Consider the following 24,713-nt stretch of genomic DNA (forward strand, 5'->3'; position numbering starts at 1 on the left):
TTTTCCTGCTTCTGTCATAAACTCAATGCTTCTGGTTTTTCAAGGCAGCCGCAATGAACGCTTTAAACAGCGGATGCGGATTGGTCGGACGGGATTTCAGTTCCGGATGGAACTGGACCCCAACATACCAAGGATGTTCGCTTTCCGGCAGTTCGACAATTTCCGTCAGTTTGCCGTTAGGCAACGTCCCAGCCTGAACCAGTCCATGGGAGAAGAGTTCTTCCTTAAGGTCGTTGTTGACTTCATAGCGATGACGATGGCGTTCGCTGATGAGGTCGGTTCCATAAGCTTCTTCGGCATGGCTGCCGGCAATGAGCTTACAGGGGTACTTCCCAAGACGCATGGTCCCACCCTTGATTTCAACGCTCATCTGTTCCGGCATGAGGTAAATCACAGGATACGGCGTAGCTTCATCAAATTCCGTGCTGTTGGCCTTCTTCATACCGCATACGTTGCGAGCATATTCGATGACAGCGCACTGCATGCCAAGGCAGATACCAAAGAAAGGAATCTTGTGTTCCCGGGCATACTGGGCAGAACGAATCATGCCCTCAATTCCGCGGTCACCAAAGCCGCCGGGGATAAGGATCCCATCAATGCCCTTGAAGATTTCGTCAAGATTTGCTTCCGGGCTTTCCACATCAACCGCATTGATGTATTCGATTTCCACATCGGCATGGTTGTAGAAGCTGGCATGCTTCAAGGCTTCGACGATACTGATGTAAGCATCGGGCAGTTCGACGTATTTTCCTACGACGCCGATTTTCGTCTTGTCCTTGTGGGGGGCCATGATCTTGTCGACCATGTCCTTCCATTCCTTCATGTCGCAGGGACGGTCTTCCATGTTGAGTTTCTTGAGGACGACCTTGTCCATGCCCTGTTCCTGGAGCAGGAGAGGCACTTCATAGATGCTCTTTGCCGTCAGGGCTTGGAAGACAGCATCCGTATCCACATCGCAGAACATGGCAATCTTTTCGCGCATTTCCTTGCTGACTTCATGCTCACTGCGGCAGACGAGGATATCCGGGGTGATGCCGATGCTGCGCAGTTCCTTTACGCTGTGCTGGGTCGGTTTGGTCTTCAGTTCGCCGGCAGCAGCAATATAAGGAACCAAGGTGACATGGATGTAGAGGCAGTCATTGCGGGGTACATCCTTCTTGACTTGGCGAATGGCTTCAAGGAAGGGTTCACTTTCAATATCCCCTACAGTCCCGCCAATTTCCGTAATGACAAAATCCGCATTTTCTTCGCGGCCTACGCGGTAGACCCGTTCCTTGATCTCGTTGGTAATGTGAGGAATGACCTGTACCGTACGGCCCAGATAATCACCGCGACGTTCCTTGTCGATAACAGATTGGTAGATCCGGCCAGCCGTAACGTTGGAGTTGCGAGTCAAGTTGATATCGATGAAACGTTCATAATGGCCCAGGTCAAGGTCCGTCTCCGCGCCGTCATCGGTGACGAAAACTTCACCGTGCTGATACGGGCTCATCGTACCGGGATCGATATTAATGTAAGGATCGAATTTCTGGATCGTTACCCTATAGCCGCGGCTCTTGAGGAGACGGCCCAAGGACGCTGCCGTGATGCCCTTACCCAAAGACGAAACAACACCGCCCGTTACGAAAATATACTTGGTCATGTTTTTCCTCCCTTATCTGTTGTTGCTATAGAAAAATTACATATGGTCCGGTGCGGAAACACCGAGAATCATCAAACCATGGCGCAGCGTATGGCGCGTGGCCATAATAAGGGCCAAACGAGCCTGCTGAAGTTTTGGATCGACGCCCAGCACGCGGCACTGATTATAAAACGAATGGAAAATACCGGCAAGTTCATAGACGTAATGGGCAATCTTATGGGGTGCCCGTTCAGCCGCTGCCGTTTCCACCAAATCCTCATAGTCACCCAGTTTCTTGATGAGGTCGATTTCCACTGGTTCCCCAAGAACTGACAGGTCACAGTGAGGATCGAGGGCAATGTGTTCCTCTTCCATCTGCTTCAAGATGCTGCAGATACGGGCATGGGCATACTGTACATAGTACACCGGGTTATCATTGGAATGTTCCGTTGCCAAAGTCAGGTCAAAGTCAAGCTGACTGTCCATGCTGCGCATGATGAAGAAATAGCGTGCAGCATCTGTTCCGACTTCTTCAATAAGCTCATTGAGTGTGACGGCCTTGCCCGTCCGCTTGCTCATCTTGACCAGTTCGCCATTGCGATAGAGGCTGACCATTTGAAGGATGAGAATCTCCAAATGGCTTGGATCGTACCCCAAGGCTTCCATGGCCGCTTTCACGCGGGTGATATAGCCGTGATGATCGGCTCCCCATAAGTTGATGATACGGTCAAACCCCCGCTGAAATTTATTTTGATGATAGGCAATATCGGCGGCAAAATAGGTCGACACCCCGTTGTCACGAATGACAACACGATCCTTATCATCCCCGAACTTAGTGGAACGGAACCAGAGGGCACCGCCTTTTTCGTAGACGTAGTCCTTTTTCTGGAGGGTATCCACGGCTTCCTTGATCTTACCCGCGTCGTGAAGGCTCTGTTCGCTGAACCACACATCAAACTTGCAGTTAAAGGCCTCCAGATCTTCCCGCAAGGCTGCAAGCTTTTCATCCTTGGCAAGAGTCTGGAAAGCGGAAAGACGCTCTGTTTCTTCCATATGAAGGAACTTATCGCCATATTTTTCTTTGATGCGCCGGGCTGTGACGATGATATCTTCTCCATGGTAGCCATTTTCCGGGAAAGACACTTCTTTTCCAAAAAGCTCCAAGTAGCGAGCATTGACGGAAAGGGCCAGGTTATGCATCTGGTTGCCTGCGTCATTGATTAAGTATTCCCTCGTCACATCGTAACCGGCAGCAAGCATAAGGTTAGCCAGGCTCGACCCAACAGCGGCCCCACGGCCATGCCCCACATGAAGGGGGCCCGTCGGGTTAGCACTCACAAATTCGATTTGGATCTTTTCACCAGCCTTTTTGGGAAGGTTCCCATAGCTCTCCCCTTTTTCAAGGATCCTTGCGAGCCCTTCATAGAGCCAGTCTGATTTCAAATAGAAATTGAGGAAGCCCGGACCGGCCACTTCCATCTTTTCGACGGCACTGCAGTCCAGGTATTTTACGACAGCGTCAGCAATCACGCGGGGCGGGCAATGAAAATTGCGGGCTGCCTGAAGGGCAAAATTTGTTGCAAAATCGCCAAAAGCTTTTTGGGGCGGTACCGTAAAGACCAGGGGAACCATTTTCCCTTCTTTCAAGGTGCCGGCCTGGATGGCCTTTTGGACCGCTTCGCTGACGGCCTCAGTGAGTACTTTCTTGATGTCCACTCTTATGTTCCTCCTCAACAACAATCGATAGCCGAAGGGATCCATTCGGCTGGCGGTCGATTTCCATATCATATTCCAAGGTCAGGTCCCATCGTCCCTCTCCCCGCTTCATTTCCAACTGACGGGTGAAGACGCACATGGGCAGGGAAAAATACGGTGTCCGATATTGAAACAGCGTATTGCGGCCTCGTTCATAATGCTGTCTGTGCTCAAAACGGCCATGGCGAATGATAGTCAGCGCCTGTTCTGACCATTTCAAGGTCGTTGTCGTTTTATCCATGCCCGTCAGCTTGCTTTCTTCATAACGGACATAGGTCACGCCGCCCTTTTCGGTCATCTTCCCGAAGGCAATGAACGTGGACGGCCCTTCTGGATCATTTTTGTTCCAGCTGACAATCGTCACCTTGACAGGAACCATGATGCCTCCTCTTTCCTACAAACAAAGTAGAGGGATTGCTCCCTTGTGCCGGTGCTGGGTCCAGCGCTAGCAAGAGCAAGCCCTCAAAAAACTCCATATATGACTGCGTGTTCCCATAGGTGGGAAGGGATTCCTGACTGCGAGGGGTACCCTGTTCCAGCTTGTTACGGGCGGCTTGTCCGTACAGGAACGGATGAGCTACTGTCCTGCCGGTCCTAGCCAACCCAAAAATCACAAATATATGACATTATAATATAAATAGGGCCGAGAAACAAGGGGGCCCCTCCCGTTTTTTTGGTCAGTCAAAAAAGCGGATTGCTTTAATGCTGTGACGCAGTGATGCAAAAACTGCCATCTCTTGTATTTGGCCTGGGACTGATTGCCACATTGCGGTAAATGTGTTGCTGCAGACGCGTTTCTTCCTCACTTTTTTTAGAATCATGCATAAAAAAAGACTGCGAAAAATGAATCGCTCATTTTTCACAGTCTATCGTGTCAAGCTTCATTTTGAAGGGTCCTTACCGCTTCATCGTAATGATCAGTCATTTCCTTGGGCGGTTCCCGGTCAAGAAGGCTCACCACAACAATGGCAGCAAGGGAAAGAATGAAACCAGGGATGATTTCATAAAGGCCCGTGGAGGCAAAGAAATTTTTCCAGATAAGGACGGTCGACCCGCCGACAATAATTCCTGCCAGGGCACCCTTTGTTGTCATACGGCGCCAGTAAAGGGAAAGAATGACCAGCGGTCCAAAGGCAGAACCAAAGCCGGCCCAGGCATAGGACACAATGGTGAGAATCATGCTGTCTGGATCCAGGGCAAGGATCAGGGACAGGACGGAGACAACAACAATCATAATACGGCTTACCATGACAAGTTCCTTCGCCGTAGCCTTCTTATGGATGAGAATCTTATAGAAATCCGTCGTAAAGCTTGAGGCGGCAACAAGGAGCTGACTATCCGAAGTGCTCATGATAGCGCCCAGGATACCCGACGTGATGATTCCCGCAATAAAGGGATGGAAATAACGGCCGCTCATGTGCATAAATACCGTTTCAGCCGCACTGCCCTTGAGGCTGTCCCCCAGTTCGACGCGGCCTGTGAGACCTACGAGGACAGCCATAGCAAGGGAAACGACGACCCAGGTCACGGCGATGTGGGTGGCCTGTTTGATGTTCTTGGAAGAACGGATGGCCATGAAACGGACCAGGATATGGGGCTGTCCAAAGTAGCCCAAGCCCCAGCCCACAAGGGAAACGATGGCCGTCAAACTGAGTACACTGCCATCGGCCCCTTCAATCATGCTAAAGTAGTTTGAACTGATGGCATTAAGGCGGGTTATGGTAGGCCCCACGCCGCCAATGTAATACATAGCTGTTACAGGCACGATTAGAATGGAAAAGAACATGAGAAAGCCTTGGAACAGGTCCGTCCAGCAGACGGCCGCAAAACCGCCCATCAAGGTGTAAAAGACCACGATGCCGGCCGTCAAAAACAGCGCTGTGTGATAATCCATTCCAAAGGCCGTGTTAAAGAGTTTGCCGCCAGCAACAAAGCTTGACGAAGTGTAGATCAAAAAGAAGATGAAAATGAAGAAGGCTGACGCAATACGCAGGCTCTTTTTGGTATCCATGAAACGGTTGTCAAAATACTCCGGAAGCGTAATGGAGTTATTCATGACCTGGGTAAAGACACGCAGCCGCCTTGCTGTCACGGCCCAATTGGCCCAAGTGCCTAAGATGAGACCAATGGCAATCCAAAAAGCAGAAATGCCCGCCATATAGGCATAGCCAGGCAGTCCCATGAGCATCCAGCCGCTCATATCCGAGGCTTCCGCACTCATGGAGGTAACCCAAGGGCCCAGGGCCCGTCCGCCTAAGGCGTAGCCTTCCATATCCTCATCTTTTTTAAATGTTACAAGCCCAATGGTCACAAGAATGGCAAAATAAAGGACCAGGGCAATCAAGATGTACCAGTTGATCTGCACAGCGCCACTTCCTTCCGAGATTATGTTCACCATTATATAATAAAGGGCGAACTTCATGCAAACGGATTTTACAGTCCAAACGGCTGATTCATAAAGAAGAAGACACCGCCCTATGGGCTCACAAGGTCCCTTGCAGGAAGCCGGAAAAAGAAAAAGGGAACAACAGGGCAAACCCCTCTTGTTCCCTTTTTCACTTCTATACTTTCACTTTTTTACAAGGAAAGATTCTTCCCGCGACAGGGGATCAGAAAGGTCCATCTGACCGAGGACCTCGACCGGTTTGCCGTCCACGAGAAATTTGACTTTTTTTACGTCCTTGAATTCCGTCAAGGTATTGACAACGGCGTAGACCATCATGGTGTTGTCATAGTCATTGTGCCGCCTTGATAGGAAGACATCATTGAAATCGACGGAAGCAATCCCATCCTTAACGGTAACATCCTTGACGCTCAGTCCCTTTGGAAATGTAGTTTCTTCCTTGGGGGCTTTTTCAACAAGCCGTTTCAAAACGACAAGATAGGGATTTTTCTCATGAGCCCCGATTTCAACTTCAACGGCCTTGAGCTTTTCCGTGCCCTTGCCATCAGCGCGGTAGATGACCCGTTTGACCGTCTGGGTCTTCTGCTCCTGCATAACGGCCGTATTTTGAGACGCGGAAGGTTGGGTTCCTGGTCCTTCACAGCCGCTTAAAAGGCTGGTTGCAAGAACGAGGGAAAGAGCAGCAGTCAGTGCAGCAATGCGATGTTTCATCTTCCTCAACCTCCCCGATGCTGATTATAGAAATCTTCGATCCCATCGGCAATGGCCTTGGCGATCTTCTTTTGGAACCAGCTGTTATTGAGCAGCTTTTCTTCCCGTTTGTTGGTCAAAAAGAGCATTTCGACCAGGGCCCCTGGCATGGTGCTGCGCTTATTGACGTAGAAATTGGCGTAGCGCACACCGAGATCTTCGAGGTCTCCCGTCTTTAGCAGCTCATCTTGGATGCATTGGGCAACCTGGATATCATATTTGGTCTTCGGATGATAGTAAGTGGAATAGCCGCCGACACTGGTATTGACACTGGCGTTGATATGGAGGGAAATGAACAGGTCAGATTTATTTTCCTCTGCCACATCGACACGGGCCTGCAGTTCCTGTACGTCCGTTGCATCAGGTCCATAGACATCAACGTCGGTCGTACGCGTCATATAGACGATGGCTCCTTTGTCTTCAAGGTACGCTTTCACCATCTTTGAAATGGGAAGGGTAATATTCTTTTCGTAGACACCCGTCACAAGACCATGGGTACCCGGATCCGTACCGCCATGTCCAGGATCCAAGGTAATGCGTTTGCCTTCAATCCCGCCCACAACGGAATAACCAGATCCCTGCGTACTTGGGCGCCAGGGCTTCTTTTCCAAGGACGAAGATTTCTTTTTCGTGTCAAAGGTCTTACGGCTCGGACCGGCAATGACGTCGATGACGGAGCGGGTCGGCCGCTTGTTGACAGAATCGCGCTTTAGATTGAAGGTCTTGTAATCCCCTTTATCCAGTTTCCGTTTCATATGGATCCGAACCAAGGTCTCCGACCCTTTAGGTTCAAGGACAACCTTACTGACATAGGGCGCATTCTTGGGGACATAGGAACGGGACACGCTTGAATTGAGCCGTGCGCCGACCGTAACCTGCAGTTCCTTTTCAATGAATTCGGAACGCATGCGGGCAGGCGTTGTTGTTTCAAGGACCACGCGGAGCTGGCGGTCAGGACTGACACCATAGGCAACTTTTGTAATTCTTGGGGCTGCGTGCACTACCGTGGCACCAACAAGAGCCAGAAGGGCGCAGCTCATGAGCAGGATTTTTTTTAACACGATGGGACCTCCCTTTATACCCGTCGATTTTACCACGATATGCCTTCCCTTGCAAATCAAAGAAGACAAGCCGCGCCATTTTAAACAATCGGTTCACGCATGACGCAGCACTTTCTGGATGGCTGAGGGAAGCTTATCCAGCAGGTCTCCCGCCTTCATGCCGACTGTTCCCTCCCCTTTGGCAAGATCACCGGCAAGACCATGAACATAAACTCCGGACAGAGCTGCAGCAGACGCCGTATGGACCTGTCCCAAAAGGCCTGCCACGGTCCCTGTCAGGACATCGCCGGAGCCGCCGGTTGCCATGCCTTCATTGCCCGTAGAATTCACAAAGAGTTCACCGTTTGGCAGGGCAATCAGCGTCGGCGCGCATTTAAGGACAACAATGGCATTCCATCTTTTGGCACCTAGACGAGCGCATTGGATTGGGTCATCAAGGACATCGGCCGTAGGAATTCCCAAAAGACGCGCCATCTCACCGGGATGGGGCGTCAGGATCTTATTAGGGAGACGAAGCAGCAGCGCGTCTTCACCGGCTAGGGCATTGAGGCCATCCGCATCGATGACAAGGGGCATAGGAAGCTGCTGAACAAGGCTTCTGACAAATCGTACCGTTTCCGGTGCTTTGCCTAGGCCGGGGCCAATGGCAACGACATCACTGGATAAAAGTTCCTGTACGGAGGCTTCCACGTCAAGGGGGTCAAAGGTCTTGACCATGACTTCCGTACTTTTGATGGCAAGAGGCTCCCAGGCTGCTTGTTCCGTATAAACGGTCACAAGTCCCCCACCAGCACGAACGGCAGCTTTGCTTACAAGCTCCGCCGCCCCAATATAACCGCGGGAGCCTGCTACAAGGGCAATGCGTCCATTAGTTCCCTTATGGGCGTTTTTGGGGCGATGGGGCAGCAGGGGCGCAACAAAAGCGTCATCAAGCAGGGTCATGGTGCTTTTTGCCTCTTCTTCCACCTGTTTGGGCGTGCCGATGGTATGCACCTTGACCGCACCTGCATAAAGGGCACCGGGATAAAGATAAAGACCGGGCTTGGGGGCCACCATGGTCACTGTAAGATCCGCCTTGAGGGCAAGGGCGGCTTTTCCCGTATCGGCGTCAACGCCGCTTGGCAGGTCGATGGCAAGGACAGGAACAGTCAGCTCCTTAAGGGCGCGTACAAAGGAAAGGATGGGCTCCCGGAGGCTGCCATGAAAGCTCGTTCCTACAAGGCCATCTAAAAGGAGATCTGCCTGTCGAGCCGCTGCAAGGGCCTTTTGGGGCTCTTTTTCCCATACAAAGCGGGGAAAAGCAAACCCCTCCGTCATTACAAGTTCTGCCTGAGCAGCCTTTCCCATCTGTTCCGGCTCAGCCGTAAGGATAAGGGAGCAGGAAGCGCCAAAACGCGACAAAAAGCGCAGGGCCGCCAGCCCGTCACCGCCATTATTTCCTTTGCCGCACAAAAGGACTATCCGTTTTCTTGCAGCGCCGCCCAAAAAGGCACAGGCTTCTTCGGCTACGGCGCGGCCGGCATTTTCAATGAGCACCGTCTCAGGAAAACCCATGTCTTTAATCAGACGGGCATCCACATCTTTCATGGCCTCTTTTCCTATGAGTTTCACCCTTATCCCTCCAATACCACTTGTGCGATGGCAAGATCCTTCGTATGACTGATGGAAACATGGACCTTATTGACGCGACGGTTCATGGCCGTAATGAGGACCGGCCCCAAAAGATGGACCTGAGGCACCCCCGTGGCATCAGGCAGGGTCTCAATTTTTTCAAACTGACCGGGCAGGATGCCTGTTCCAAGGGCCTTGCCCACCGCTTCCTTCACGGCATAGCGTCCGGAAAAAGATTCTGCCGCATGGCATTTCTTGCTTTCGCAGTACGCAATTTCCTCGTCCGTAAAGATTTTTTCCTTGAAGCCTTCCTGCTGGAGGGCCTTTTCTATCCGGCTGACCTCAACAAGGTCAACACCAATACCAATGATCATCATGGAACTCCTTTTTCAGATAGTTATTTGGACCGCTGGGCCGCCTTCCATTGAAGGATCTTTTCCAGACGCTCCTTATAGCGCACTTCAAACCCCTCTTCTGTAGGGTGGTAGTAACGCCGTCCCTTAAGGGAATCAGGCAGGCAGTCCATGGCCGCGATCTTTTCCTTTGTATCATGGGCATAAATGTAGCCTTTGCCGTATCCCGCTTCCTTCATGAGGGCGGTCGGAGCATTGCGGATGACAAGCGGAACCGGTTCCTGCAGATGATGCAGCGCGTCTTCCCGTGCTTCAATATAGGCAAGCTCCATGGCGTTGGACTTAGGGGACATAGCCATATAGATGACCGCATGGGCCAAGTTGACGGAGCACTCAGGCATCCCGATGAAATGACAGGCCTCATAGGCAGCAACGGCCACTTCAAGGGCCCGGGAGTCAGCAATCCCGACATCCTCACTGGCAAAGCGAACAACGCGGCGGGCAATGTATAAAGGATCCTCCCCCGCCTCCAGCATGCGGGCAAGCCAATAGACAGCGGCATCGGGATCGGAATTGCGCATGGATTTGTGGAGGGCGGAAATGAGATTATAGTGCTCCTCCCCAGATTTGTCATACAGGAAGGATTTTTGGCTCGTGCACTCTTTTAGGGTCTCTTCCGTCACATAGATTCCATCTTCCCTTGCGTCCCCATTTAGGACGACCATTTCCAGCGTGGACAGGGCACTGCGGGCATCCCCGCTGGCAAATTCCGCGACAATGCGGAGCTTGTCATCATCCATATGGATATGCTGGTCTCCCAAGCCCCGGGAATCGGTCAAGGCCCGTTTCAAAAGGGCCATGATGTCTTCTGTCGTAAGCTCCTTGAGAACAAAAACCTTGCAGCGGGACAAAAGGGCACCATTTACTTCAAAGGACGGGTTTTCCGTCGTCGCCCCGATAAGGATGATGCTTCCTTTTTCTACAAAGGGTAGGAAGGCGTCCTGCTGGGCCCTGTTGAAGCGGTGAATTTCGTCGATAAAGACGATGGTCCGCTGGCCAAACCGCGTCTGTTCATCCGCCCGCTGCATGACCGCGCGGATTTCCTTGATGCCGCTGGTCACAGCCGAAAAAGTGATGAAACTGGCTTTTGTCGTATGGGCGATGATCTTTGCAAGGGTTGTCTTTCCCACGCCGGGCGGGCCCCAGAAAATCATGGAAGAAATCTGGTCCCTTTCAATCAAGTTGCGCAGGACTTTGCCTTTACCCAGTAGGTGCTGCTGCCCCTGGAACTCATCCAGCGTCTTGGGTCGGAGCCGTTCCGCCAACGGTTCATGGTGAGGGGTCTTAAACAGGCTGTCTTCTTCCATGGCCATACCTCCTTATGTTTCGTACTTTTTATTATAACATAGGAAGGCAGCGAAAAACGCAGGGAATCCAGAAGGAAGGTTCATGACGAAAAAACCCTGCGGCAGCCGCAGGGGAAAAACCTTATTCTTTTTCTTGGGTCTTGAGCAGGCCAGTCAGGTCTGAGATCCGTGCCTCGTTAGGGAGAATGTAAAGATAATCACCTGGCATAAGCACAAGGCTGGCGTCGGGGATGAGGGTACTGTCACCACGCCGCACGGAAACCACCAGGGCTTTGCCAGGAAACTTCAACTCCTTCAAGCTTTTGCCTTCAGCAAGGGAACCGCTTTCCACAGCAGCTTCATAAACATAGGGATTGCGCTGCAGCTGGTCCTTTTTGGCCGTTTTCGGGAAGCGGACCTTAAGGTCATCTTCGAGAATAGCGTCAAAGATGGGCCGATCGCGGAGCAGTTCACCTGCAGCATAGGCAAAAAGTGTAACGATACCGAGGGGAACCATATGATAGAACCGGCCTGTCAGTTCCAAGAGAAGCAGGATCCCCGTAACAGGAGCCCTGACAGAGCCCGTGAAAAAGCCGGCCATGGCAAAGACCACCATATGGAGCCGATATTCCGGCGGCAAAAGGCCAAGGCCTGCAGCAAGGTTACCGTAAAGGCCTCCGCAGATGGCCCCTAGTACGAGCATAGGCTGAAGGGAGCCGCCTGGCGCGCCGGAACCGGTACTGAACATGGTAAAGGCAAATTTCCCGACAAGGAGCAGGATGATGAAGGGAACCGTTCCCTTAAGTTCCACCATATCTTCTATGACCCCATCCCCGGCCCCCAATACGTAGGGAAAAAAGAACGTGAGAGGGATGGTAAGAAGGAGCGGGAAAAGGAGCTTTATCCACGGTGCCTTGAAAAAAGAGAGGCCATAGAAACGCCCCATGTTCAGGGATGCCTTATTGAAAAGCACCCCGATTGTCCCCGTAAAAAGCCCCAAAAGGGCCAAATGGGGCAAATAGGCCGCATCGAGGATGGGCATACGCGGAATAGCAAAAACCGTTTCCGTGCCAAACACGAAGTGAGCCACTACAGCGGCCGTCAGGCTGGCCATAAGGGTTGGCAGCATGACAAGGGCGGAAAGGTTTTTATGGATGACTTCCATCGTAAAAAGGCAGCCTGCCATCGGCGCATTGAAGGCGGCAGCAAGTCCGGCCCCCGCACCACTGCTGATGAGGGCCCGAGTCTCCACATTGGAGTTACGGAAGAGTTTGCCTATGCCCTGACCTGCCATACCGCCAATCTGGACGGAAGGTCCTTCCCGCCCCATGGACAGCCCCGCTCCAATCCCCAGTGCGGTTGTGATGAGTTTGACCACGATGACACGAAACCAATGGAGGCTGGAATAAACGCCAATGACGATACCGCGCACTTGAGGGATGCCGCTGCCGCCAGCGATGGGGACCCATTTAACAAGGCCGCTGATGACAAGGCTCGTCATCACAAGGGCAAGGACCCAGAAGAAGGCGTAGGTCATGGAGACGTTCTGCAAAAAAGCCACCATGAGGGAGCGCCGTTCCGAAACGTATTCAAGGCAGCTGCGCAAAAGGGCAATACAGCCACCGGCAAACAGGCCAACGAGAATTCCTTCAAGGGCAAGGCGCAGTTTCAGTGTCGGGATATGGATCATCCCTTCCAAGGTTCTTTCCGTGTCATTTTTCTTCATCATTCCACTCCATCAAAAAGACCAGTAAAGTCGAGGGTTGCAAAATAGTCTTTCGGAGTCTGGGCGCGGCGGATCATCTTGACGGTTCCGTCTTCCTGGAGCAGGAGTTCTGCGCACCATAGCTTACCGTTATAATTGTAGCCCATGGCGTAGCAGTGGGCGCCGGCATCATGAAGGAAAAGATAGTCACCTTCTTCAATTTCCGGCAGCATCCGGTCAACGGCGAACTTATCATTGTTTTCACAGAGGCCGCCCGTCACGTCATATTTATGATCGCAGGGGGCATTTTCCTTGCCAAGGACCGTAATATGATGGTAGGCTCCGTACATGGCAGGACGAATCAAGTTGGCCGCGCAGGCATCAAGACCGACATATTCCTTATAGATATGCTTGAAATGGATGGCCTTTGCGATAAGCGCTCCATAAGGCCCCGTGACAAAGCGGCCCATTTCCGTCATGAGACGCACGTCTGTCATGCCTTCAGGACCAAAGACCTCATCATAGACGCGGTGAACCCCTTCACCAATGGCCAGGATATCATTTGGCGTCTGGTCCGGACGGTAAGGAATGCCGACGCCGCCGGAAAGATTGATGAAGCTGACGGCAATCCCCGTTTCATGTTTGACTTCCACGGCCAGTTCAAAAAGCTGGCGGGCCAGTTCCGGATAATATTCATTGGTCACGGTATTGCTGGCAAGGAAGGCATGGATGCCAAACTCCTTGGCGCCCTTCTTCTTGAGGATCTTGAAGGCTTCCATGAGCTGGGCCTTGGTCATCCCATATTTGGAGTCGCCAGGATTATCCATGATGTCATTGCCAAGGGCAAAGGTACCGCCCGGATTATAGCGGCAACAAATTGTTTCCGGGATACCGACGAGACGCTCTACCGTGTCAATCATGGTAAAGTCATCAAGGTTGATGATGGCTCCCAGTTCAGCGGCCAGGCGATAATCCTGGTCCGGTGTATCATTTGACGAGAACATGATGTCACGGCCGGAAAATCCGCAGACCTTACTCATCAAAAGTTCCGTGTAGGACGAACAATCGGTCCCGCAGCCTTCTTCTTGGAGGATCTTCAAAATATAAGGGTTGGGCGTTGCCTTGACAGCAAAATATTCCTTATAGCCCTTGTTCCAGGAAAAGGCTTGGTTGATTTTCCGTGCCGTTTCGCGGATACCTTTTTCATCATAGATGTAAAATGGCGTTGGATAAGTCTTTGCAATTTCCTCGACCTGTGCTTTCGTAACAAATGGTACTTTCTTCATGGAAGTCATGTCCCCTCTCGTTCAATTATTGATCCCAGATCAGCCCAGGATCATTCGATCATTATCAAGTTCTTCTCCCGAGGCCTTTTCAAAGAGATTCAGGAGGTCCGGGATGGTCAGCCGCTTTTTTTCTTCGCCGCCCACATCGACAACGATGCGGCCGGCATTCATCATGACGAGGCGGTTGCCAAAACGCAGGGCATCCCGCATATTGTGCGTAATCATGAGGCTTGTCAGATGGTCCCGGGCAATGACTTTTTGCGTCAGGGCAAGGACCTTTTCGGCCGTTTTTGGATCAAGGGCCGCCGTGTGCTCATCAAGAAGGAGCAATTTAGGATGGTTCATGGCGGCCATAAGGAGCGTCAGAGCTTGGCGCTGTCCGCCGGAAAGCAGTCCCACCCGAGCAGTCAGGCGGTCTTCAAGTCCTAGGTCCAGTTCCTTTAACAGTTCCCTGAAATGGGAACGTTCCTCTTCCTTAAGGGCCCAGGAGAGCCCCGGCCTTTTGCCGCGGCGGCTGGCTATGGCGAGATTTTCTTCAATCATCATGCCGGCTGCCGTACCCATCATGGGATCCTGGAAAACGCGGCCAATATAGCGGGCCCGTTGATGTTCCGGCATCTGGGTAAGCTCCACATCATCAATGGTGATGGATCCTTCATCAATGGGAAAGACACCGGCAATGGAATTTAGGAGTGTCGATTTCCCCGCACCATTGCCACCGATGATAGTGATGAAATCCCCCGTTTCCATATGGAGATCGACGCCGCGCAAAGCTTTTTTCTCATTGATGGTTCCGGGAAAAAAGGTCTTACTAATATTTTTCAGTTCCAGCATGGTCAGCCCACCTTTCTTCTCTGGACCTTATCCCGCATCATGGGCAGAGCAAGGGCAATGACGACAAGCACACTCGTAAACAGCTTGAGATCGTTGGGTGGCATTCCCATCTGGAGCACGATGGCAATGACAAAACGGTAAACGATGGATCCGAGGATAACGGAAACCAAGCTGTTCTTGAAACTCCGCGTGCCAAAGAGGACTTCCCCAATGATGACAGATGCAAGGCCGATGACGATGGTGCCTACGCCCATTCCCACATCGAAAAAGCCATTGTTCATGCCAATGAAGGCGCCAGCCATGGCGGTGAGGGCATTACTCAAGAAAAGCCCCAAAAGAAGCATGACATTGGTATCGATGCCTTGGGCGCGGATCATTTGCGGGTTAAAACCCGTGGCCCGGATGGCGGCTCCGATTTCCGTACCAAAGAACCAGTAGATCAAGGTCCCGATGACCACCGTGGCCAAGAGCCCTACGATAAAGACGGACTGGGCATAGTCAAGGCCCAAGGTTTCCATATAGGTAAACGCTGTTTCCTTTCCCAAAAGGGAAACATTGGCTTTACCCATAATACGCAGGTTGACGGAATAAAGGGCAATCATGGAAAGGATTCCTGCAAGCAGCGACGGGATGCGAAGCTTCGTGTGAAGAAGTCCCGTCACGATGCCTGCAACGCCGCCCAAAAGACCAGCGGCAAGCAGGGCCAGCAAGGGATGATGGTCCCGGATCAGGAAATAGACACAAATGGCGGCACCCAAGGGAAAGGACCCTTCGACGGTCATATCGGCAAAATCAAGGACCCGGAACGTGATGTAGACACCAAGAGCCAAGAGGGACCACAAAAGTCCTTGGGAGAGAGTGGGAATTATCAAATCAATCATAACGGATGCTGCCTCCTTTATCGCTCATAAATCAGAACGAAGCTGCAGTGCTCTTACCAGCTGCAGCTCCGTCATGGATCTTTTTTGACCCATTTTCTTCTTATTGGACAACATCGGCACCGTTACGGATGGATTCCGGGATGGTGATTCCCAGAAGTTTAGCTGCCGTGTCATTGACCGTTGCCTTGACATCCTTTTGGGTTTCAATGGGCATATCCTGGGGTTTTGCTTCCCCGCGAAGCACCTTCACGGCCATCAGGCCCGTCTGGTAACCTAGTTTGTAGTAGTCGATCCCGATGGTCGCAAGAGCGCCCTTCCGGACCTCCCCCGGTTCACCGGCAATCACAGGAATCTTGGCAGCATTGGTCACCTTTGTAAGAACCGGTACGGCCGAAGCCATGACGTTATCTGTCGGGATATAGATGACGTCGACCCCTTGGGCCACAAGGCCTTGGGCAGCCTGCTGGATATCATTGACGTTGGTTACCGTCGCTTCCTTGACGGTCAGTCCCTTTTCCCCGGCAATCTTCTTCATGATGGAAACTTGGAGCTGGGAATTGACTTCGCTGGAGCAGTACATGACACCGACCGTCTTGGCCTTGGGCAGGAGGGTCTTTAAGAGGTCAACCTGCTTATCAATAGGGTTCATGTCCGTCGTGCCCGAAACATTGGTCCCCGGCTTTGCGTTATCCTTGACGAGCTTGGCTTCTTTGTAATCCGTAATGGCCGTTCCTAAAATAGGGATGGTCTTTGTTGCATTAGCTACGGTTTGGGCAGCCGGCGTTGCAATGGCACAGATCAGGTCCACTTTGTTGTTGACAAAACGCTGGGCAATGGTCTGCAGATTGGATTGGTCAGCCTGGGCATTTTGCTGGTCCACTTCAAGATTCTGCCCTTCTTTGTAGCCATTGGCTGCAAGGGCATCGATAAAGCCTTTATTGGCAGCATCAAGGGCATCGTGGGTCACGAGCTGGACAACGCCAATCTTGGCACTGTCTTTTTGGGCTGGTGCGGACCCCTTATCGCCCCCACATCCTGCCGTAAGGCCCAAAACAGCAACGGCAAGGAGGATCAAGCCTTTTTTTGCATTGGTCAAGTTTTTCATACTTCCCATCCTTCTTTCCTTCTTTTCTACTGTGGTCAGTCAAGTTCCATAATGAACTGCTGTATTTGGTAATCATACCATATTCCGTCTTAGGGTACAACAGAATGATTCCTTTTAGAGAAGAATATAAGAAAAACTGCTTCATTTTGTTAACTTTTATATAGTGCAGAAGAAATTGATTTCCCAGCACGGCACATAAGGGTGGCGGCGGAGATAGATACGATACTCCGGTACCAGCTGCCAAATGGATAGGGGCAGGCGCCACAGGTCATCATCATGATGGTAGCCAGCAATGAGCATCTTGGGATGCCACGTATGGATGCTTTCCGCACCACCCAAAAGGGCCTCTTTTTCCGCGCCTTCCACATCCATCTTGATATAGGTGACGCGCTCCTTCCCCACGATTTCATCAAGGCTTACCCCTTCCGTGACGGTTTTTCCCGTCTGCGCAAGATAGGACATCCTGCCGCCCTTGGCAGCGAGCGGCAAAGAGGTCATCCCGCTCCAAATAGCCTTTTGATGGAGGGCGCATTTGCGAATCTGCTGGGATTCCACAAAGATCCGCAATTTCTTAAAGTTCTTCGGGTCCGGCTCTACGGCATCCAGATGCTCATATTGACCATCCGTAAGGGCAAGGAACTCCCGCAGTGTATCGCCGTTATAGGCGCCAAGATCCACATAGCGTTCCCGGTCGGACCAGGAAAAAAGGGTCAAAAGATCGTCCCACCGCCGTGAGACCCCTTCCAGATAGGTCAGCTTCCCGCTGAGTTTATAGTCAAGGATATCGCAAAAAACACGGCGGCTCTTGCTGTCGGCAAGGCGTTCATAGACAGCTTCCAGTTCCGTTTCATGGGCAAGGAGCCAAGCCGGCGAGACCACTGATTCATCGCCAAATAAAGGCAGATGGGGTGCGTAGGTCTCATGCTGACGGCTGATGGCAAAAAAGCGGGCAAGGATCTCAGGCCGCTCGCTAGCAAAGGCAATGAGCACGATGGCGTCCGGATAGGCCGCGTGAACCTTGGCGTAGGTCAAGACGGGAAACCCCCGAAAAACCTGCCCCCGGACAAATTCATCGCTGGCAAAGACGGCATTGACGGGAATGTCCAATCGATCCAAGCGATCAAGAATGGCATCCGCCCCATTTCCCATGCCATAAAGGACGATGGGACGCGTCTGCTTTTTCAGATACTGCCAAAGGGTTTCATGTTCTCGTAAAGGCACCATGGTGAGTCCTCCTTAGGCTGCTTTTTTAAGAGGCGGATGGATACTGACTGCTTTTTGCGCCTTTTGCCGATCAGCCGCAGCTGCCGCCCATTTCTGGAGCTGTTCCGTAATGCGCATCGCTCCATCACTGAGGCTTTCTCCCAGCGCGCGGTCACTGTCATAAAAACGCAGGATGCGGATATCCTCATAATAGATATCACTTGAGCGGTCGCTGTCAATGGAAATGAAATGAGTCCCGTCCACAGGGCCTCTCTTTTCGACCAGATACAGGGCCCCTGCCATGAGGCGGGCCCGATAAAGGGGCTTATCATAGCCATGGGCCTTGCTGAATGTATAGGAAAACGTCCCATCAGATACGGTGGCACTGCCATCTGCATTTTCCGTTACTTTTTCCGGCAGATGAAGGGCGTCCACCTCTTTGAGGGCAGCTTTAAGACGGGCTTCCGGTTCTGGATGGGACGAATAAAGACCATACTCGGGATTGCCATAATCCTTGGCAAGGTCTTCGAGTTTTGCCATCGTAACGGCAGCACCATAGGGATTGAAGCCAGCTTCTTTCACAAGACGGAAGCCCTCCTGATCGGCTTCCCGCTCATCTCCCCGACTGTAGCTTGCCATGAGGGCCGAACTGACCGTGGAAGCAAGGGCCAGTCCTGCGCCAGGATCCCCGCTGGCCGCGCCAGCAAGGATGGTAAGAAGGGACAGGGCCATCTGTTTTTCAATCTGATGGACGGTATGGCGCTTTTCAATGTGGCCAATTTCATGGCCCAAGACAGCGGCAAGCTCATCATCACTGGTCATGGTATCCACAAGGCCCTTATAGACATAGATGAAGCCGCCGGGACAAGCAAGAGCATTGACGTCCTGTGTATTGAGGACTTTGAAGGTATAGGGAATCTGCCGCGTCGAATGAGCGGCAAGGGCTTTTCCGATGCGGTCGATGCGGCTTGCCACTTCATCATCCTGATAGAGTCCATATTGGGCTTCCAGGGCTTTTCCCGCCCTTTCCCCCATTTCAATTTCCTGTTTTTCACTGATCATGGCCGCTTGGGCCGTCGGGACAAAAGAAAGTCCAAAAACAAGGCAAAAAAGAAGCAGGATCTTTTTCATCATCGAGGTGTCCTTTCCTAGGTTCTTCCCCTATTATACACGACGAAAGGGCAAGCGTCATGATTTGTCCTTTTTTCTTCACAAACCGGGCCGGGCCCCTTTTTTTGCCTCCCAAAGTAGGCTATACTAAGGAAAGCAGTTCCATTCCATAAAAAGAGGTCATGACCATGAAATCCTTTTGTCTTACCTTATCCGCGTTTTTTGTCGCCTTGGGAACCCTTACGGCGGGTCTTTTCTATATCCCCGTCGGCGTCAGCAAATGCTTTCCCATGCAGAGCCTTATCAACTGCCTGGCCGGTGTCCTGATAGGTCCCAAGAAAGCCGCTATTGTGGCCTTTCTCATTGCCCTTTTGCGCAATCTATTGGGGACCGGCTCCCTTCTGGCTTTTCCAGGAAGCATCGTCGGGGCGTACCTTGCAGGAATGTTCTTTACCCGCACAAAAAAAGAGGGGGCTTCCCTTCTGGGTGAAATGATCGGTACGGGTCTTGTTGCCGCGCTCATCGCCTCGTTCATGAGTACCTACCTCATGGGAAAGACCGTGCCCTTTTACTTTTTTGTCATTCCCTTTGGCATGAGTGCCTTAGGCGGTGCCCTGCTAGCGGGACTCATCATGAAGTCACCCCTGATGACGGCCGTAAAAAAAAGATTAGAAAAATGAGCTTGGGCCCTAGAATAACGACCCGGACAAGCGGCTGCCGTTCCTTTTTATTGATGAAACCATAAAACCACAACAGACGAAGAAAGGGCTTCGAAGAGATGATTGGCTCATTTTTTCACAGCCCTTTTCTTTTTTCCATGTACAGAAAGGATGGGTATCATGCGTTTTCTCCACACATCGGACTGGCATCTGGGGCGCATCTTTCATGGCCTTCATCTCCTTGAGGACCAGATGGCGGTCCTTGGCGAGCTTATGAGCATCATCAGGGAGGAAAAGATCGATGCCCTCTTCATTGCAGGCGATATCTATGACCGCTCCGTCCCGCCCACGGAAGCCGTACGCGCCCTTGATGAAATCCTCGTCCAACTCGTCCTGGGGGAAAAGATCCCGACCGTCATCATTGCAGGCAATCATGATAACCCTGACCGGCTTAATTTTGGCAGGGCCCTGTTTGCGTCGGAAAACCTCTTTATCACAGGGCCTGCAAGTGCCAAGCCAAAACCGGTCATCCTTTCCGACAAAACAGGTCCCATCTACGTGGCCCCACTTCCCTACTGCGAGCCCCTTACGGCGACGGAGCTGTCGGGGGATAAAAAGACCACCCATGAAGCTGCTCTTTCCTGGCAGATTGCAGGGATTCTTTCGGCAATCCCGCAGAAGTCACGCAAGATTGCCCTGTCCCATACTTTTGTCACGGGGGCACAAGTCACCCCTGACTCGGAGCGGCCCCTTGCTGCCGGTGGCTCCAGTTCGGTTGCCCTTTCCTTATATGACGCTTTCCACTATACGGCCCTGGGCCATCTCCACGCCCAGCAGCGCCTGTCGGACCGGGCCTTTTACTGCGGGTCCCTCATGAAATATTCCTTTTCTGAAGTAAGCCAGAAAAAAGGGGTCATCATCGTCGACATGGACGCAGCAGGAAATGTCACGACAACCCCGCTTGTACTCACGCCCCCTCATGAGCTCTCTGTCCTCAAGGGGCGCTTTGAGGACCTTTTGACTCATCCCCGTCTGGAAGAAAGGGAGAATTACCTTAAGATCGTCCTCACGGACAGTACGCCTGTCCTTGACCCCAAAAGCCGCCTGGAAGCCGTCTATCCCCATATCCTGCAGCTGGGGTATGAAGGACTTTCCAAAGAAAAGAAAGAAGATCCGGCTAGGCAGCGCAAGAACCTTACGGAAGTAGAACTTTTTGAACACTTTTTTGAAACCATTCAGAAACGGTCTATGGATGACAGGGAACAAAGCCTCCTTGCCGCGGTCCTTGACGAAACACGACGCGAAGGGAGGAACGCCTGATGAAACCAAGACGACTCATGATGCAGGCCTTTGGGCCCTATGCGGACAAGGAAACCATTGATTTTACAGTCCTTAAGAATCATCAGCTCTTTCTTATCACCGGTCCCACGGGAAGTGGCAAGACGACCATCCTTGATGCCATGACCTTTGCCCTTTATGGAACCGCCAGCGGCGACCTGCGGGAAAACCGCTCCTTACGGAGCGACTATGCGTCCCCCAAAGTAAAAACCGAGGTCCAGCTTGTTTTTACGAACCAGGATCGCACCTATGAGGTGACAAGGACGCCGGAACAGGAACTTGTAAAACAGCGCGGCGAAGGAACGCGGAGCGTTCCTGCCGGAGCTTGCCTTGTTGAAATCGATGATAAGGGGGAACGCACGCTCCTTGCGTCAAGCTACGGCGCCGTCACAAGGGAAGTAGAAGCCATCTTAGGCTTCAAGGCGGCCCAGTTCCGTCAGCTCATGGTCCTTCCCCAAGGTGAATTCCGCCGTTTCCTCATGGCCGATTCCAAAGAGCGCCGCATCATCTTGGAGACCCTCTTCAAGACCCAAGCCTACCGAAAACTGGAAGAAGCCCTCGACGCGCGGGCAAAGGCCCTCAAAAAAGACTACGAAGAAACAGCCGCCAAAAAGACTCATCTGCTGGAACAGGCCCAAACCGCGTCCCTGGAAGAACTGGTCCAGGTGCTCAGCGAAAATAAGCGCCTATTGAAGGAAAAGGAAAAAGAAGCCGCAAAAGCCAATGCCGTCCTTAAAAAAGCGACAGCAGCCCTTGAAGGGGCAAAAAAGCAGCAGGTCCTCTTTGCCTCCTACGAAGCGGTCTGTGCGCGCCGCAAAGCCCTTGAAAAAAAAGAAGGGTCCATCGAAAGTCTGAAAAAGAAGCTGAAACTCCTTGATGAAGCACAAAAACTCCACGCCCCTTATGACAGGGCCTGGCAAAGCCTCAATCGGGCGCGTCAGGCGGAAGCTCTCGAAAAAGAAGCGGAAAAGGACCATGGGCGCGCCCTTTTAGAAGTCACGGCTCGTTCCCAAAAAGCAGCAGGCACCAATACGGCCCTGCTCCAAGAAGAAGTAGCCCGGGCGCGGGAAGAACTGGCCCGCATGAGGGCAGTTTCAGGCGAAATGGTCCGCCTTGCTGGAAGTCTTGAAAAGGGGAAACCATGCCCCGTCTGCGGCTCCCTCACCCATCCCCATCCAGCTACCCAGACCCAGGAAGAAAAGGCCCGTCTGCAAAAAGAGCAGCACGATCTTGAAGAAAAAATCGCGGCCCTGAAAAAAGAACAAGACGCCCTTGAAAAGGCCCAAGGTGCGCTGAAAAAAGCAGCCGGCAGCCTGGAAACGGCAAAGCGTTCCGCAAGGGAAGCCCATCAAGCGCTCAATCAGGACAAAGAGTCCTTCAAAAAGGCTCTTGAAGCCTCTTCTTTCCCCGATCAGCCCGCCTTTCTTGCCGCCCATCATGACCTTACCCAAAAAGAGGCCATGCAAGAAGAAGTGACCCGTTTTGAAGCGCAGAAAGCCAGCACGGAAGGGGAACTGAAGATCCTTCAGAACGAAATCAGAGGGAAGGAAAAACCCCTGTTGGCGCCATTTGAAGAAAAGGAAAAGGCAGCCCGCAGCTATTATGAAGCCCTGGCAACACAACGAGGTGCCCTTGGCGAGCGCATCGCCCGCGAGGAAAAGGAAAGGGATGCCCTGAAAAGCCTTGAAGAAAAAATTGCAAAACTCCAGGACGACTATGGTCCTATCGGCCTTCTTGCGGCCACAGCAAAGGGGCAAAACAGCGAGAACCTGTCCTTTTCTGCCTACGTTCTCCAATCCATCCTCGACGCTGTTCTCAAGGCAGCCAACCTGCGCCTTTCGTCCATCAGTGAAGGCCGTTATACCCTCTATCGCCGGGAAGGCATATACGATGCCCGGAAGGAGCAGGGACTCGACCTGGAAATCCTTGACGCGTACACGGGACAGGCACGGTCAGTCCATACCCTGTCAGGCGGGGAAAGCTTCTTCACCTCCCTTTCCCTTGCCCTTGGTCTTTCAGATGTCCTTGAGTCCTATGCCGGGGGGCTTCATCTGGATACCATCCTGGTCGATGAAGGCTTTGGTTCCCTTGATCCGGAAACCCTAGACAAAGCCATGAACACGCTCATGGACCTCCAGAAAGGGGGCCGCCTTGTCGGCATCATTTCCCACGTGGCAGAGCTCAAGGAACGGATTCCCGCCCAGCTCATCGTCACGGGCGGGGTTATGGGGTCCCATGCTTCATTCCGGGTCTAGCCCGTTTCATGGGGGTGGGGAAAGGCCTCCTCTCCCCCTTTTTTCTTGACAAAAGGACAATGATTCGGTATTATTTATTTGCGTGTGCAAGCAATTTAAAAATTCATTCATTGTTAAAGGAGAAATTTCTTATGACCACTGAACTCAGTAAGCTTCCAGTTCCTGACCGGGCAGAACGCAATGCCTTTTTCCCTTCCGAATACTCCCTGAGCGTCTATACAAGCAAGGTCACCGATTTCAAGGGATACGGCGGCATCACCCCCTATGAAGGGCCCACCAAAAAAATCCTTGTTGTCGCAAGTGATGAACGCTACGTCCTTACGAAAAAGGATAATTTCTTTTCCACGGGGAACCATCCTGTTGAGACCCTGCTCCCCATGATGCATCTCGCCCATGCGGGTTTTGAAATCGAGGTAGCTACGCTCTCCGGAAATCCGGTCAAATTGGAGCAATGGGCCATGCCGACAGAAGACAAGGCTGTCATGGGCTACTATGACAGCATCCTGCCAAAGTTCAAGGAACCTAAACGCCTGTCTGACATCATTGGCGAAGTAACAAAACCTGAGAGCTGCTATGTCGGAGCCTTCTTTCCAGGCGGCCATGCAGCCCTTGTAGGACTACCGTTCAGCCTCGACGTCAAACGCGTCCTTTTGTGGGCCATGAAGGAAAACAAGGTCCTGATTTCCCTCTGCCATGGACCGGCGGCCTTTCTTGCTGCGGCCATTGATGAAAAACCGGAAGATTATCTCTTCAAAGGGTTTGATATGGAAGTCTTCCCCGATGCCCTTGACGAAGGGGCCAACCAGGACATTGGCTACATGCCGGGGTGCCTCCGCTGGCTTCTTGCCGCAAGCCTCGAAAAGCTTGGGGTCCATCTCCTCAATTCCGACATTACAGGGGCCGTCCATGTGGACCGCAATGTAATCACCGGTGACAGTCCCCTTGCTGCCAATAAGCTCGGTCTTGTGGCAGCAAAAGAGCTGGTCATCCGCATGAAGGCATAAAGCTATGGCAACGTTAGCAGATTGGCTTAGCTTCCGCTGCCGCCATGAAGAAATCAAGAAAGCCCTTGAAAAAACCCTTCTTGAGTGTGAGCACAGTGTAAGCCTCAACGAATTCTACACCCTCTACTTTTTAAGTAAAAGTGAGGATAAGGCCCTTGCCATCCAGGACCTTTCCCAGAAAGTCGGACTCAGTCCCAGCGCCACAAGCCGCATGCTCCAGCAGTTTGAGCACTCCTGCGGCGTCATTATGCGCACCACCTGTAAGACAGATAAGCGGTCCACCTTCATCCATCTGACGCCTCTTGGGACAAAACGTCTTGCCATTTTCCTAAAGGCCATTGACCCCGTTCTTAAGCGCTACGATGCGGACCTTACAGCCCTCAAAAAATCATGATTCAAAGGGCCCTGCCGGGAATCATCTCTTGGCAGGGC

21 protein-coding genes are annotated in these 24,713 nt (G+C 52.1%); 5 read left to right on the forward strand and 16 right to left on the reverse strand.

The window, feature by feature from the left end:
* Positions 1 to 22: 22 nt before the first annotated feature.
* The 16 genes from HMPREF1246_RS00480 to HMPREF1246_RS00555 all read right to left on the reverse strand — a co-directional run bounded on the left by HMPREF1246_RS00480 (position 23) and on the right by HMPREF1246_RS00555 (position 19,049).
* Entirely contained in the window at positions 23 to 1,642 is a 1,620-nt protein-coding gene (locus HMPREF1246_RS00480; protein ID WP_009016055.1) for a CTP synthase, read from the reverse strand.
* 36 nt (positions 1,643 to 1,678) lie between these two features.
* A complete protein-coding gene (gene argS, locus HMPREF1246_RS00485) occupies positions 1,679 to 3,337 on the reverse strand; it encodes an arginine--tRNA ligase (RefSeq protein WP_009016056.1) in 1,659 nt (552 codons plus the stop codon).
* Complete coding sequence (locus HMPREF1246_RS00490) at positions 3,312 to 3,755, reverse strand: DUF1934 domain-containing protein (RefSeq protein ID WP_009016057.1); 444 nt, start codon at positions 3,753 to 3,755, stop codon at positions 3,312 to 3,314. The genes argS and HMPREF1246_RS00490 overlap by 26 nt, the downstream gene beginning before the upstream one ends.
* A 495-nt stretch (positions 3,756 to 4,250) precedes the next feature.
* Complete coding sequence (gene putP, locus HMPREF1246_RS00495; protein ID WP_021736408.1) at positions 4,251 to 5,741, reverse strand: sodium/proline symporter PutP; 1,491 nt, start codon at positions 5,739 to 5,741, stop codon at positions 4,251 to 4,253.
* Positions 5,742 to 5,945: 204 nt separating this feature from the next.
* Positions 5,946 to 6,491, reverse strand: coding sequence for a GerMN domain-containing protein (locus HMPREF1246_RS00500; RefSeq protein WP_021736397.1), 546 nt, complete (start codon positions 6,489 to 6,491; stop codon positions 5,946 to 5,948).
* Positions 6,492 to 6,496: 5 nt separating this feature from the next.
* Positions 6,497 to 7,591, reverse strand: coding sequence for an N-acetylmuramoyl-L-alanine amidase (locus tag HMPREF1246_RS00505; RefSeq protein ID WP_016459616.1), 1,095 nt, complete (start codon positions 7,589 to 7,591; stop codon positions 6,497 to 6,499).
* 93 nt (positions 7,592 to 7,684) lie between these two features.
* Positions 7,685 to 9,202: a bifunctional ADP-dependent NAD(P)H-hydrate dehydratase/NAD(P)H-hydrate epimerase gene (locus HMPREF1246_RS00510; RefSeq protein WP_021736362.1), complete on the reverse strand. Its 1,518-nt coding sequence runs from the start codon at positions 9,200 to 9,202 to the stop codon at positions 7,685 to 7,687.
* A 2-nt stretch (positions 9,203 to 9,204) separates the two neighbouring features.
* A complete protein-coding gene (acpS, locus tag HMPREF1246_RS00515) occupies positions 9,205 to 9,579 on the reverse strand; it encodes a holo-ACP synthase (protein ID WP_009016062.1) in 375 nt (124 codons plus the stop codon).
* 20 nt (positions 9,580 to 9,599) lie between these two features.
* Entirely contained in the window at positions 9,600 to 10,922 is a 1,323-nt protein-coding gene (locus tag HMPREF1246_RS00520; protein WP_016459618.1) for a replication-associated recombination protein A, read from the reverse strand.
* Positions 10,923 to 11,043: 121 nt separating this feature from the next.
* Positions 11,044 to 12,630, reverse strand: a complete 1,587-nt coding sequence (locus HMPREF1246_RS00525; protein WP_021736382.1) for a ClC family H(+)/Cl(-) exchange transporter — start codon at positions 12,628 to 12,630, stop codon at positions 11,044 to 11,046.
* A complete protein-coding gene (locus HMPREF1246_RS00530; protein ID WP_021736405.1) occupies positions 12,627 to 13,892 on the reverse strand; it encodes a diaminopimelate decarboxylase in 1,266 nt (421 codons plus the stop codon). The genes HMPREF1246_RS00525 and HMPREF1246_RS00530 overlap by 4 nt, the downstream gene beginning before the upstream one ends.
* Positions 13,893 to 13,931: 39 nt before the next feature.
* Positions 13,932 to 14,726 (reverse strand): ABC transporter ATP-binding protein, encoded by a 795-nt coding sequence (locus tag HMPREF1246_RS00535; protein ID WP_009016421.1) that lies wholly within the window; start codon positions 14,724 to 14,726, stop codon positions 13,932 to 13,934.
* 2 nt (positions 14,727 to 14,728) lie between these two features.
* Positions 14,729 to 15,607 carry an ABC transporter permease gene (locus tag HMPREF1246_RS00540; protein WP_009016420.1) on the reverse strand — a complete coding sequence of 293 codons (879 nt, stop codon included), beginning with the start codon at positions 15,605 to 15,607 and terminating at the stop codon, positions 14,729 to 14,731.
* Between the two features lie 100 nt (positions 15,608 to 15,707).
* Entirely contained in the window at positions 15,708 to 16,712 is a 1,005-nt protein-coding gene (locus HMPREF1246_RS00545; protein ID WP_009016419.1) for an ABC transporter substrate-binding protein, read from the reverse strand.
* A gap of 156 nt (positions 16,713 to 16,868) precedes the next feature.
* Entirely contained in the window at positions 16,869 to 17,936 is a 1,068-nt protein-coding gene (locus tag HMPREF1246_RS00550) for an FkbM family methyltransferase (protein ID WP_009016418.1), read from the reverse strand.
* A gap of 12 nt (positions 17,937 to 17,948) precedes the next feature.
* A complete protein-coding gene (locus HMPREF1246_RS00555) occupies positions 17,949 to 19,049 on the reverse strand; it encodes a M48 family metalloprotease (protein WP_021736377.1) in 1,101 nt (366 codons plus the stop codon).
* Between the two features lie 164 nt (positions 19,050 to 19,213).
* Between HMPREF1246_RS00555 and thiW the strand changes: the two genes are divergently transcribed.
* The 5 genes from thiW (at position 19,214) to HMPREF1246_RS00580 (ending at position 24,675) form a co-directional block, all read left to right on the forward strand.
* A complete protein-coding gene (gene thiW, locus HMPREF1246_RS00560; RefSeq protein WP_009016159.1) occupies positions 19,214 to 19,705 on the forward strand; it encodes an energy coupling factor transporter S component ThiW in 492 nt (163 codons plus the stop codon).
* A 159-nt stretch (positions 19,706 to 19,864) separates the two neighbouring features.
* A complete protein-coding gene (locus HMPREF1246_RS00565; protein ID WP_021736364.1) occupies positions 19,865 to 21,004 on the forward strand; it encodes an exonuclease SbcCD subunit D in 1,140 nt (379 codons plus the stop codon).
* Positions 21,004 to 23,277, forward strand: coding sequence for an AAA family ATPase (locus tag HMPREF1246_RS00570; protein WP_021736371.1), 2,274 nt, complete (start codon positions 21,004 to 21,006; stop codon positions 23,275 to 23,277). The genes HMPREF1246_RS00565 and HMPREF1246_RS00570 overlap by 1 nt, the downstream gene beginning before the upstream one ends.
* Positions 23,278 to 23,408: 131 nt before the next feature.
* Positions 23,409 to 24,281, forward strand: coding sequence for a glyoxalase III HchA (hchA, locus tag HMPREF1246_RS00575; RefSeq protein ID WP_009016162.1), 873 nt, complete (start codon positions 23,409 to 23,411; stop codon positions 24,279 to 24,281).
* 4 nt (positions 24,282 to 24,285) lie between these two features.
* Positions 24,286 to 24,675, forward strand: a complete 390-nt coding sequence (locus tag HMPREF1246_RS00580) for a MarR family transcriptional regulator (RefSeq protein ID WP_009016163.1) — start codon at positions 24,286 to 24,288, stop codon at positions 24,673 to 24,675.
* The last annotated feature ends 38 nt before the right edge of the window (positions 24,676 to 24,713 follow it).

Source organism: Acidaminococcus sp. BV3L6 (genome assembly GCF_000468835.1).
Taxonomy (GTDB): Bacteria; Bacillota; Negativicutes; order Acidaminococcales; family Acidaminococcaceae; genus Acidaminococcus; species Acidaminococcus intestini.